This is a genomic window from Phyllobacterium sp. P5_D12 (assembly GCF_054049495.1).
Window position 1 is genome coordinate 1 of record NZ_JBFUMG010000110.1, and the last position, 10,857, is coordinate 10,857.

Here is a 10,857-nt window from a genome sequence, read left to right on the forward strand (position 1 = left end):
CCGCGATAGGGATCAAGCGCCGCCTGTCCGAAAATCTCGCGCGTCAATCGTACGGCGTGGCGGAAATCTGTCCAGTCGTCGGGATGCGACATGTAGTTGAAAAGGATCCTGGGTTTCTCGAATGGCTCAGATGAGCGAAGCGTCACGCTCCCGCGCGACTTCGACCGCATCGGACCGACATGCGCCTGGAAACCATGACCCTTTACCGCGGCCCGGCCATCATATCGGATAGCCGCCGGCAGGAAATGATATTGGATGTCCGKATAGTCGACGCCGGGTTTCGAACGGACGAAAGCGGCGGATTCGAAATGGTTGGTTGCACCATGGCCCGTCTTGAAAAACAGCCATTCGGCGCCGATCATGGCCTTCGAGAAGAGCCCGAGCTTGGAATTCAAAGTGATCGGTTTCAGACTTTCCTGCTGGATGTACACCTCCATATGGTCCTGCAGGTTCTGGCCGACGCCGGGCCGGTCGGCAACGACTTCGATGCCATGCTCTTTCAGATGAGCAGCTGGGCCTATGCCGGACAGCATCAGCAGCTTGGGTGAGTTGATTGACGAGGCGGCGACGATCACTTCGCGCCGGGCGCGTATCACCTCTGTCTTGCCGCGCCGGGTGATTTCGACACCGACCGCCCGCCCGCTCTCAATGATCACACGCCGGGCGAAACCATTGACCAGATTCACGTTTTTGCGTTTTAACGCCGGGCGAAGATAGGCATTGGCCGCGGACCAGCGGCGGCCATTGTGGATGGTTTGCTCCATGGCCCCGAAGCCTTCCTGCTTCGAGCCATTATAGTCTTCGGTAACTTCGAAACCCGCCTGTTGGCCGGCATCGACAAAGGCGTGGAACAATGGATTGTCCCGGCGCCCACGTTGTATGTGCATGGGGCCATCCGTGCCGCGCCATCCCGGCTCGCCGCCATGCGAATGTTCCATGCGTTTGAAATAGGGCAGCACATCTGCATAGGACCAGCCGCTCGCGCCACTTTCCGCCCAATGGTCGAAATCATGTGCATGGCCGCGCACATAGACCATGCCGTTAATCGAGGAGGAGCCGCCGATGACCTTGCCGCGTGGCGTGACCAAGCGGCGCCCGCCAAGGTGCGGCTCGGGTTCGGACATAAAGCCCCAATCATAGGTGCTCATATTCATCGGGAAGGACAATGCCGCCGGCATCTGGATGAATGGGCCGATGTCGGTACCGCCGAATTCGATGACAATCACCGAATATTTGCCGTCCTCCGACAGGCGGTAAGCCATCGCAGAACCCGCAGAACCAGAACCGATGATGACGAAATCTGCTTCCATAGTGCTTGTCATGCTCACTCGCCGCGCGGATAGCGGGCGTTCTCTTCCAGAACGTTGAGGTCCATATGATTGCGCATGTAACGCTCGGAAGCTTTTTGCAGGGGCTGATGGTCCCACGGATAGTATGAGCCGTTGCGCAACGCTTCATAGACCACCCACCGCCGCGCCTGGCTTTCGCGCACCGCGGCATCAAACTGCGCCATATCCCAGCGGCCCCGGGCTTTCGCCGTGAAATCTGCGACCAGCTTGGCATGCACCGGATCGCTCGCGAGGTTGGTCAGTTCATCCGGATCCGATTGAAGATCAAAGAGTTGCGGCGGGTCGATCTCGCAATGCACGAACTTGTAGGCGCCTTCGCGGATGCAGACGAGCGGCGCGTTTGAGCCTTCCGCCGCATATTCCATCAGGACGGGCCCGACGCGCGCCTTGCCTTGCATGACAGGCGTCAGATCCTCGCCATCGGTCCATGGCAGGATTTCGGCGATATCGATACCTGCAAGCGCGCCGAGCGTCGGATTGATATCAAGTGTCGACACCGGCTCGAAGATCAATTGGGGAGCAATACCTTTGCCCGCGATCATCAGCGGAACGCGCGCCGAGCTTTCGAAAAAGTTCATCTTGAACCAAAGGCCGCGCTCGCCCAGCATGTCGCCGTGATCTGACGTGAACACGATGATCGTGTCGTCCAGCATCCGTGTGGTCTGCAGGACCTCGAGAATTTCGCCGATCTTGTCGTCGATATAGGAGATATTGGCAAGATAGCCCTGACGCGCCCGCCTGATCTGGTCGGGCGTTATGTCGAAGCAATCATGCTCGCATGCCTCGAGCAGCCGCTTTGAATGCGGATCCTGTTCTTCGAACAGAATGGCACCGACTTTCGGATCGAGCGCGGACGAACCCTCATAAAGGTCCCAATATTTGCGCCGCGCCACATAAGGATCGTGCGGATGCGTGAAGGAGACTGTCAGGCACCATGGCCGGCGCGATGCATCATCCGATTCACGCGATAGCTGGTACAGCTTTTGCCGCGCGTGGAACGCTAACTCGTCGTCATATTCCATCTGGTTGGTGATCTCGGCAACGCCCGCGCCAGTGACCGAGCCAAGATTGTGATACCACCAGTCGATGCGTTCTCCCGGCTTGCGATAATCTGGTGTCCAGCCGAAATCCGCCGGGTAAATGTCTGTTGTCAGGCGCTCTTCAAGGCCATGCAGTTGATCCGGGCCGACGAAATGCATCTTGCCGGAGAGGCCGGTATAGTAACCAGCGCGGCGCAGATGATGCGCATAGGTCGGGATATCCGAGACAAACTCTGCCGCGTTGTCATAGACCCGGGTGCGCGATGGCAATTGACCCGACATAAGCGAAGCGCGGGCAGGGGCACACAGCGGCGAGGCGGTGTAGGTATTGGCGAAGCGGGCCGAACGCTTGGCCAATGCCTTCAGATGTGGTGCATGGATGAATTCCGCCGGGCCGTCTGGAAAAAGTGTTCCATTCAGCTGATCAACCATTAAAATTAGTATGTTCGGTCTCATACAGGCTCCGGCAGGGGCAAAATTCGTCTCTCTAGCATTTTCCATATGGTAGTGATGGTCGCTGTTTCAGTTACGCCATTGCGCACCGCATGACGACCGATATTTCTGGCTGTAGATGCAGGTTCGCCTTGAATCGCGCAGGTTTCATGGTTAGCTCAAGAGAAAGAGATTTTGGAGGAATGGAAATGACTGCCTGTATCGTTGGATGGTCGCATCTGCCATTTGGAAAGCTGGAAGGCGAAACCGTCGAAAGCCTGATCGTTAAAGCTGCGGTAGGGGCGCTCGATCATGCAGGCATCGGTCCTGAAGACGTTGACGAGATCGTGCTGGGCCATTTCAATGCTGGTTTCTCTCCCCAGGATTTCACCGCCAGCCTGGTTCTGCAGGCGAGTGATGCCTTTCGCTTCAAGCCCGCGACGCGTGTTGAAAACGCTTGTGCCACCGGCTCGGCAGCTGTTCATCAGGGCATCAAGACTATTCGTGCGGGTAGCGCCAAGGTCGTACTGGTCGTGGGTGTCGAGAAGATGACATCGACGCCCGGTCCGGAAATCGGCAAGAATTTGCTCAAAGCGTCTTATCTGCCGGAGGAGGGCGAGATTCCCGCCGGTTTCGCCGGAGTCTTCGGCCAGATTGCAGCCGCGTATTTCCAGAAGTACGGCGATCAGTCCGATGCCTTGGCGATGATCGCTGCCAAGAACCACAAGAACGGCGTCAACAATCCCTATGCGCAGATGCGCAAGGATCTCGGCTATGAGTTCTGCCGGCAGGAGAGCGAGAAGAACCCGTTCGTTGCGGGCCCATTGAAGCGTACCGATTGTTCGCTCGTCTCTGACGGCGCGGCAGCGCTGGTCCTGACCGATACGCAGACTGCCTTGAAGATGAAGCGTGCTGTGGCATTTCGTGCGGCTGCCCACGTTCAGGATTTTCTGCCGATCTCCAAGCGCGATATCCTGCTTTTCGAAGGCTGTTCGGAGGGCTGGAAACGTGCGCTGGAGCAAGCCGGCGTGACCATCGATGACCTGTCCTTCGTCGAAACGCATGATTGCTTCACCATTGCCGAACTGATCGAGTACGAGGCAATGGGACTGGCGAAGCCGGGCGAGGGCGCCAAGATAGCACTCGAAGGCCAGACAGCCATGGATGGCCGCCTGCCGGTCAATCCTTCCGGCGGCCTCAAGGCCAAGGGGCATCCGATCGGCGCCAGCGGTGTTTCGATGCACGTGCTGTCATCGATGCAGTTGACCGGGGAGGCCGGCGGCATACAGGTGCCGGGCGCCAAGCTCGCGGGCATCTTCAACATGGGCGGCGCAGCGGTCGCCAACTATGTTTCGGTGCTGGAGCGGATCAAATAACGCTGGTAGCATCACAAGCAAAGCTGTGATAGGTTACATGTAACCTATCAGGAGCATGATATGCGTTCGTCCGCCCAACCAAAAAAGACCTCTCAGCAGAAGGTCAAGGAGCATCGTGAGCGCTTGCGCGCACAGGGCTTGCGTCCAGTCCAGTTTTGGCTGCCGGATGTAAATTCGAAGGAATTTAAGGAAGAAGCTCACAGGCAGTCGCTGGCGATTGCCAACAGTCCGACTGAGGCAGACGATCAGGCATTTATTGATTCAATTTCTGACTTTGATGACAATGACGATGAAACGCGGTGACGTTTGGACGGTCGCCGGGGGCAAAGACTATGCAGGAAAGCCTCGACCTGTGGTCATTGTTCAAAATGATAGTTTTGACGGGACGAATTCGATCGTTATATGCACGCTGACGAGCATCGACCTTCAGGTGCCATTTGCCCGGCCAATGATAGATCCAAATCCTGATAATGGCTTGCGCCATCAATCCTGGGTCATGGTGGATAAAATTTCATCCGTGCCGAAATCCAAAATCGGGATGTTTATCGGACGATTGAGTGATGACGATCTTGTTCGTCTGAATCTGGCAATGCTGGTGTTTCTTGGCTTAGCGTCGTCACCACGCACACATATGGAACCGTCGACATGAGCAATCCGGTACTGGTTGAAGTTTTTCGCGGCGAAACGGTGGAGAGCCGCCATCGTGGGGCGGTGATCGTGACCGATGGCGATGGTAAGATCGTCTTCTCGCTTGGTGACATCGAGCGACCGACCTTTCCGCGCTCTGCAATCAAGGCCATTCAGGCACTGCCGCTGGTCGAGAGCGGCGCGGCGGATGCCTATGGCTTCGGTAATGAGGAACTCGCCATGGCCTGTGCCTCGCATTCGGGCGAGCCGCAACATGTGGCGAAGGCTGCCGATATGCTGGGCCGCGCCGGGCTCGATGTTTCGGCGCTAGAGTGTGGCTCGCATTGGCCGGCGCAGCAGCCCGTGCTGATTGCGCTGGCGAAAAGTGGCCAGGAGCCGACGCCGCTGCATAATAATTGTTCCGGCAAACACGCAGGATTCCTGTGCACATGCCGGCATCTTGGCATCGAAACGCACGGCTATTCTGCCTTGGGCTCGCCTGAACAGGATATGGTGCGCGATGCTATGCAGAGCGTCACCGGCGCACCGCACACGCTGGATCGTTGCGGAACAGATGGCTGTTCGATTCCGACCTATGCCATTCCATTGAAAAACCTGGCGCATGGCTTCGCCCGCATGGCGACGGGGGTTGGATTCGAGCCGGTCCGAGCCGCTGCGGCGCGGCGCCTTGTCGATGCGGCGATGGCAGCACCATATTATGTCGCCGGCACCAATCGCGCCTGTACGGTTTTAATGGAGATGGCTCCAAACCGTATCTTCGTAAAGGGCGGTGCCGAAGGTGTCTACGCTGGTGCCTTGCCAGAACTCGGCCTCGGCATCGCTATCAAGTGCGATGACGGGAGCGCGCGGGCGTCCGAGGCAATCATCGCCACGGTTCTCGCCCGGATCTATCGCAACGAGGACGAACTGGAATCGAAGCTCGACCGGTTTGCTGATCGCGAAATGCGCAACTGGAACGGCATTACTTATGGTGTCATCAGCCCGACAGAAGCGCTGACGGATGCCGATATCAATTGACGATATTCCGCTCGACAGTAAGGTTTGGATAGATTTCGGCGCTCTTCTGGGTCAAATCCTTGACCGTGACGTCAGTCCAGCTATGACCGACGATGCCGCCATTCCTGGAGCCTTGGATGATATTATCGCTGATGATGGCCGAGCCGACGCCCTCGACGACGCTGACATAGATACCTTCGCCTGACGTGCGGACGATGTTTCCAGTCGCAATCACATTGCGCATGTAAGCGCCCCAGCCGAGCTGTATCCCGTAAAGTGGGGCGTTTTCAACCACATTGCCGGTAACCGAGATGTCGGCTTCGACACTGATGCCGATGCCGAAGGTGCCTGGGTACGGGCCCTTGGTCGAGAGGTTCCGGACCAAATTGCCGCTGCAGGTTCCGAGCCGCCCGCCGCTGTCGAAATTGACCATCGATATGCCGTTTGCAGCACCATCGACGAGATTGTTCGCGATGACCGCGCCCTCGAAAGCGAATTCCGAATAAATCGCGGTTTCGCCGCTCGCACTGCAATTGTTCCCAGTGATCTGCAAATTGCTGGCGCTATTGCCGCGGATCGCGGTAAAGGCGCTGTCGTTGATGACATTGTTGGAAACGACGACATTGTTCGCGCGAAAGATATTGATGGCGTTGCCGTTCTGACCGGTGCCGCCTGAATCCGCCCTGGTCTTGCTAATGCGGTTGCCTGCAATGATCGTGCCGTCTCGGCCTTGCTCGTAACGCTGGACGAGAATGCCGCCATTACCGCAATCGTTGATCTCATTGCCGGTGATCTCTAGTCCGGTGGAGTCCGCAGCAAATATGGCCGCATCGCTGGCGCCGGAGATACGCGTACCATCGATACGCCCACCGCATTTGAAGAGGTCCACAGCATTCTTGCGCGCACCGACAATCTGGCAATCATCCAACACAAGATGAGCAACGTTGCTGGCTTCGAGGAGGCCCCGAACGCTCTCGCCTAGCGGCCTGCCGTCACCATCGATGACAAGACCGTTGAGCCGAATATGATCGGAACCATTCGCCCTTATCAGACCAGATTTGCCTCCAAACAGAAGACGCGACTTGCCGGAAACACCGAGCAGATTGACATAGGCGGGAAACTGCAGCCCCGAGACAATATAGGCTCCAGGTGGCAGGAATATCTGCTGACCGGACGAACTTGCTTTGGTCAGCAACGCATTCAGCTTGATCGTCTGATCGTCTGGGCCTCCAGGGGCCAACCCGAATTCCACAGCGTTGATTATTCCTGATGTGGTCCGGGCTTGCGTGGTACGCGGCAGAATGCCGACGCCGGCAAGCGAGGCCAGACCGGTCAGGACGAAGCGTCGGTTGATCATATTGTTATCCGCGGAAGAGAATGAGACGGGTGATGGAGGATTGCACTTGCTGTAGGGCCTAGCAAGGCCTACCTTCGTTCGATGAGCAGGGCCTTCACAAAGGAAGACGATAGCAACTCCTCGATCGATGTCGGCGAGCGCCCCATAAGCCCGCACCGGAATCTGGTGACGGAGAAGGGCCTCGCTCACATAGATGCCGAGCTCGCAGCAGCGCATGAGGCGCTTGCCAAAGGCAATGCTGAGGCTGACCGCGATCTGATCGCGCGGGCCTCACGCGATCTGCGGTACTGGAACGCACGTAGGGAATCAGCCGAAGTCTCACGCCCCGATCCGCATAGCGACGTGGTCCGGTTCGGCATGACAGTCACAATCGCCGATGAAGACGACAAGTCACAAACCTGGGCAATTGTCGGCGAGGACGAAGCGGATGCGAGCCATGGCAAGATCTCGCATGTGTCACCCATGGCGAAGGCGATGTTCGGTAAATCCATTGGTGACAGTTTCGTGCTGAATGATCGCGAGTGGGAGATAACGGCGATCGATACTGCAGCTTGAAGTTGAATCCTGCTTTGAGCAGTGGGCCTCAAGAGATTCAATTTAAAGCGTTTTTCATACCGGCTCGATGTGATCGCGGAAGAAGGCTGCCGCGCCGGTCTCGTCGATTTCACCAGCGGCGACGTTCATCACAAACGTGTAAAGTGTACCGGGATCGGCAGTCGGCACATAGCCGTTGATCACGAGGAAGGCGAGGGCTGCAGCGAGCGCCGTACGCTTGTTTCCATCGACAAAGGCATGGTTTCTGGCCAAGCCAAACATGTAAGCTCCGGCTAGCTCTGCTATGTCTGGATCGCCATAATTAGATTTGTTTTCGGCGCGAGCCAAAGCCGATTCGAGGGCATTTTCGTCTCTCAAACCGTGAGCCCCGCCATGACGATGCAATTGCTCCGCATGCATTGCTTCCACTGACAAGCGGGAAAGGAATTCCCAACTCATTCAGCAAGCTTTTGAAAAACGGTCTTGTACTTGTCCATCATTTTGCGTGCGGCTTCCATCTGACGTTCGAACGAATCGTCAGTAGGCTTCAAAATTATGCCGTCGGCAGTTTGAATGACTTCCAGCTGATCTCCAGCCTTCAGATGGTTCCTCTCAAGCACATCCTTCGGCAGGATAACCCCTTCCGAATTGCCGATTTTCCTCACGGTCACGTTCATGGCCTTAACTCCGATGTTATAACGCGAGGTATAACGTAAGTGTACGACACATACAAGCTGGAGATTGTGGTCTTACAGCCAGCCCTTTTTGCGGAAGATCAGGAGCGGKATGATGGCCGAGGCAATCATCAGGGCGATGGCCATGGGATAGCCCCAGACCTCATCAAGTTCGGGCATGAAATGAAAGTTCATGCCGTAAATCGATGCGACCAGCGTTGGCGGCATGAAGGCGACGGCAGCTACGGAGAAGATTTTGATGATGGCGTTCTGCTCAATTGAAATGAGCCCAACGACCGTATCAAGCAGAAAGGTCACCTTGTTGGAAAGGAAATCGACATAGGTGCTCAACGATTGCGTGTCGCGCTCCAGCGACTTGATCGTTGCCCGTATATCCTTCTTGCTCAGGGTCTCCTCCTGAATGGCGGCCGTATAAACGAGGAGGCGGCTGACGCCGGCGATGCTTTCCCGAATTTTGGAAAGAAACGCACCTTGAATACCGATATTGTTGAGACTGTCCCTGAAGTTCTTCGTTGTCATAGGCTTATCATTTTCCGACCGCCGGAAGATCGCGTGAGAATTCACATCAATATCGCCGGCAACACCCTCGAGAATGTCCGCGATCCGGTCGGTCACGGCTTCGATCAATCCCAGCAGAATGCTGATGCCGCCGCATTTGGGTGTAATGAGGCCATTCCCCGGCTTTGTCGCGCGGCTAATGAACAGACTGAACGCCTTCGGTTCCGTATAGCGCACAGTGACAAGCCGCTTTCCTGTGAGAATGAAAGATACCGGAGCGATACCGTGATGCTTCAATTCGGTGGAGTGCAGGATGGAAGCGGTCAGATATTGCGCGCCATTCTCGGCATAGAAGCGACTGGATTCCTCGATCTCGATCATATCCTCGTGGGTCGGTATGGTCGCCTTGGTCCAGTTCTCAACCTGGACGTCTTCTTCGTGAGTCGGGTTGATAAGGTCGATCCAGACTGCATTCGGTGGCAACTCTGCCCCCGCAAGCGCAGCACTCGGCATTAAATAATCGTCTTGCAGCGCGTAGACATAAATCATTTCACAATGAATCCAGCAAGGTATCGATGAGTTTCTCGGCAGCCTCGCCGATTACAGTGCCGGGAGGGAAAATAGCCGTTGCACCTGCCTGGAGGATCGCATCGAAGTCCTGCGGTGGTATGACACCGCCAACGATAATAAGAGTATCGTCCCGCTCGCGGCGCTTCAACGCCTGCTTGAGTTCCGGTACAAGCGTCAGATGTCCAGCTGCCAGCGATGAGACGCCAACGATATCGACATTGCTCTCGATGGCGAGATCCGCAACTTCTTCAGGCGTCTGGAACATGGCGCCAACAATGACCTCGAATCCGAGATCACCGAAGGCAGTTGCTATGACCTTCTGGCCGCGATCGTGGCCGTCCTGGCCCATTTTTGCGACAAGAATACGAGGCTTCCTCCCCGTGCGTTTTTCATAAGCAGCCGCTTTGGCTTCAACGCGGTCTATGACTTCGTTTTTCCCGGCCTCCTTACGGTAAACACCGGAAATCGTGTGGATGTTGGCTACATGCCGCCCATAGGCCTTCTCCAGCGCCAACGAGATCTCGCCGACCGTTGCGCGCGCCCGCGCTGCCTGGATCGCCAGATCGAGCAAATTGCCTTTGCCTGCCTTCGCAGCGGCCGTCAGCGCAGACAAGGCTGCATCGACCGCGGCAACGTTGCGTGTTCCCTTCAACTGCTGCAGCTTGGAAAGCTGGCGAGCGCGTACTTCCGCGTTGTCGACTTTCAGCACGTCGACTTCCATATCTTCGGTCGGGCGATAGGAGTTGACGCCGATGACCGGCTGCCGGCCGCTGTCGATACGTGCTTGTGTGCGGGCTGCGGCGGCTTCGATGCGCATCTTCGGAATGCCCTGTTCGATGGCCTTGGCCATGCCGCCCAGCGCTTCTACCTCGTCGATGTGGGCGAGGGCACGGGCGGCAAGGTCATGCGTGAGCCGCTCGACATAAAATGAACCGCCCCAGGGATCGATTGTGCGCGTCGTGCCGGACTCCTTTTGCAGGACCAGCTGTGTACTGCGGGCTATGTGAGCCGAGTGATCGGTTGGAAGAGCCAGCGCTTCGTCGAAAGAATTGGTGTGCAGCGACTGCGTATGCCCCTGTGTCGAAGCCATGGCCTCGATCATGGTGCGCACGATATTGTTGTAAGGGTCCTGTGCCGTCAGCGACCAGCCCGAGGTTTGCGAATGGGTGCGCAGCGAGAGCGAACGCTTGTCCTTCGGATTGAAATTCTTCTTCATCAACGCGGCCCAGAGCAGGCGCGCGGCGCGCAGCTTCGCAACTTCCATGAAGAAATTCATGCCGATCGCCCAGAAGAAGGAGAGGCGCGGTGCAAAACTATCGATGTCCTGGCCGGCCGCAGCGCCAGCGCGCGCATACTCTATAC

Annotated in this window: 12 protein-coding genes; 5 read left to right on the top strand and 7 right to left on the bottom strand. The window is 56.9% G+C overall.

Going from position 1 to position 10,857, the window contains the following annotated elements; translation table 11 throughout:
- The coding region (locus ACXJ5O_RS09935; RefSeq protein ID WP_457299756.1) for a choline dehydrogenase at nt 1-1,310 on the bottom strand (1,310 nt) is incomplete at its 3' end.
- Nucleotides 1,311-1,324: 14 nt separating this feature from the next.
- Entirely contained in the window at nt 1,325-2,845 is a 1,521-nt protein-coding gene (gene betC, locus ACXJ5O_RS09940) for a choline-sulfatase (protein WP_457299748.1), read from the bottom strand.
- 185 nt (nt 2,846-3,030) lie between these two features.
- Here betC and ACXJ5O_RS09945 point away from each other — a divergent pair, with 185 nt between their 5' ends.
- From ACXJ5O_RS09945 to ACXJ5O_RS09960, 4 genes are read left to right on the top strand one after another with little or no spacing between them, the layout of a single operon-like run.
- Nucleotides 3,031-4,197, top strand: a complete 1,167-nt coding sequence (locus ACXJ5O_RS09945) for an acetyl-CoA acetyltransferase (protein WP_457299749.1) — start codon at nt 3,031-3,033, stop codon at nt 4,195-4,197.
- Between the two features lie 60 nt (nt 4,198-4,257).
- Nucleotides 4,258-4,500, top strand: a complete 243-nt coding sequence (locus ACXJ5O_RS09950; protein WP_224505483.1) for an antitoxin MazE family protein — start codon at nt 4,258-4,260, stop codon at nt 4,498-4,500.
- Nucleotides 4,487-4,846: a type II toxin-antitoxin system PemK/MazF family toxin gene (locus tag ACXJ5O_RS09955; protein ID WP_457299750.1), complete on the top strand. Its 360-nt coding sequence runs from the start codon at nt 4,487-4,489 to the stop codon at nt 4,844-4,846. Before ACXJ5O_RS09950 ends, ACXJ5O_RS09955 begins: the two co-directional genes overlap by 14 nt.
- On the top strand, nt 4,843-5,862 hold the full coding sequence (locus ACXJ5O_RS09960) for an asparaginase (RefSeq protein WP_457299751.1): 1,020 nt from the start codon (nt 4,843-4,845) through the stop codon (nt 5,860-5,862). The genes ACXJ5O_RS09955 and ACXJ5O_RS09960 overlap by 4 nt, the downstream gene beginning before the upstream one ends.
- Here ACXJ5O_RS09960 and ACXJ5O_RS09965 read toward each other — a convergent pair.
- A complete protein-coding gene (locus ACXJ5O_RS09965) occupies nt 5,855-7,198 on the bottom strand; it encodes a TIGR03808 family TAT-translocated repetitive protein (protein WP_457299752.1) in 1,344 nt (447 codons plus the stop codon). The two genes, ACXJ5O_RS09960 and ACXJ5O_RS09965, sit on opposite strands and share 8 nt — an antisense overlap.
- An 81-nt stretch (nt 7,199-7,279) precedes the next feature.
- On the opposite strand from ACXJ5O_RS09965, the gene greA reads away from it, so the two are divergent.
- Entirely contained in the window at nt 7,280-7,753 is a 474-nt protein-coding gene (gene greA, locus ACXJ5O_RS09970; RefSeq protein ID WP_457299753.1) for a transcription elongation factor GreA, read from the top strand.
- 54 nt (nt 7,754-7,807) lie between these two features.
- Here greA and ACXJ5O_RS09975 read toward each other — a convergent pair whose 3' ends face one another.
- From ACXJ5O_RS09975 to ACXJ5O_RS09990, 4 genes are all read right to left on the bottom strand, one after another.
- Complete coding sequence (locus ACXJ5O_RS09975) at nt 7,808-8,191, bottom strand: type II toxin-antitoxin system death-on-curing family toxin (protein ID WP_112527467.1); 384 nt, start codon at nt 8,189-8,191, stop codon at nt 7,808-7,810.
- Nucleotides 8,188-8,409, bottom strand: coding sequence for an AbrB/MazE/SpoVT family DNA-binding domain-containing protein (locus tag ACXJ5O_RS09980; protein ID WP_106715755.1), 222 nt, complete (start codon nt 8,407-8,409; stop codon nt 8,188-8,190). Before ACXJ5O_RS09980 ends, ACXJ5O_RS09975 begins: the two co-directional genes overlap by 4 nt.
- 72 nt (nt 8,410-8,481) lie before the next feature.
- The gene (locus tag ACXJ5O_RS09985) at nt 8,482-9,474 is read right to left on the bottom strand and encodes a magnesium transporter CorA family protein (protein WP_457299754.1); all 993 of its coding nucleotides are present in this window, start codon (nt 9,472-9,474) and stop codon (nt 8,482-8,484) included.
- 1 nt (nt 9,475) lies between these two features.
- On the bottom strand, nt 9,476-10,857 hold a 1,382-nt coding region (locus ACXJ5O_RS09990; protein WP_457299755.1), incomplete at its 5' end, for a methylmalonyl-CoA mutase family protein.

Bases quoted from the DNA above. Each gene is read 5' to 3' on its own strand.
- ACXJ5O_RS09980 (WP_106715755.1), bottom strand. From the start codon at position 8,409: ATGAACGTGACCGTGAGGAAAATCGGCAATTCGGAAGGGGTTATCCTG.
- ACXJ5O_RS09960 (WP_457299751.1), top strand. From the start codon at position 4,843: ATGAGCAATCCGGTACTGGTTGAAGTTTTTCGCGGCGAAACGGTGGAG.
- ACXJ5O_RS09955 (WP_457299750.1), top strand. From the start codon at position 4,487: ATGAAACGCGGTGACGTTTGGACGGTCGCCGGGGGCAAAGACTATGCA.
- ACXJ5O_RS09975 (WP_112527467.1), bottom strand. From the start codon at position 8,191: ATGAGTTGGGAATTCCTTTCCCGCTTGTCAGTGGAAGCAATGCATGCG.
- greA (WP_457299753.1), top strand. From the start codon at position 7,280: ATGAGCAGGGCCTTCACAAAGGAAGACGATAGCAACTCCTCGATCGAT.
- ACXJ5O_RS09945 (WP_457299749.1), top strand. From the start codon at position 3,031: ATGACTGCCTGTATCGTTGGATGGTCGCATCTGCCATTTGGAAAGCTG.
- betC (WP_457299748.1), bottom strand. From the start codon at position 2,845: ATGAGACCGAACATACTAATTTTAATGGTTGATCAGCTGAATGGAACA.
- ACXJ5O_RS09950 (WP_224505483.1), top strand. From the start codon at position 4,258: ATGCGTTCGTCCGCCCAACCAAAAAAGACCTCTCAGCAGAAGGTCAAG.
- ACXJ5O_RS09965 (WP_457299752.1), bottom strand. From the start codon at position 7,198: ATGATCAACCGACGCTTCGTCCTGACCGGTCTGGCCTCGCTTGCCGGC.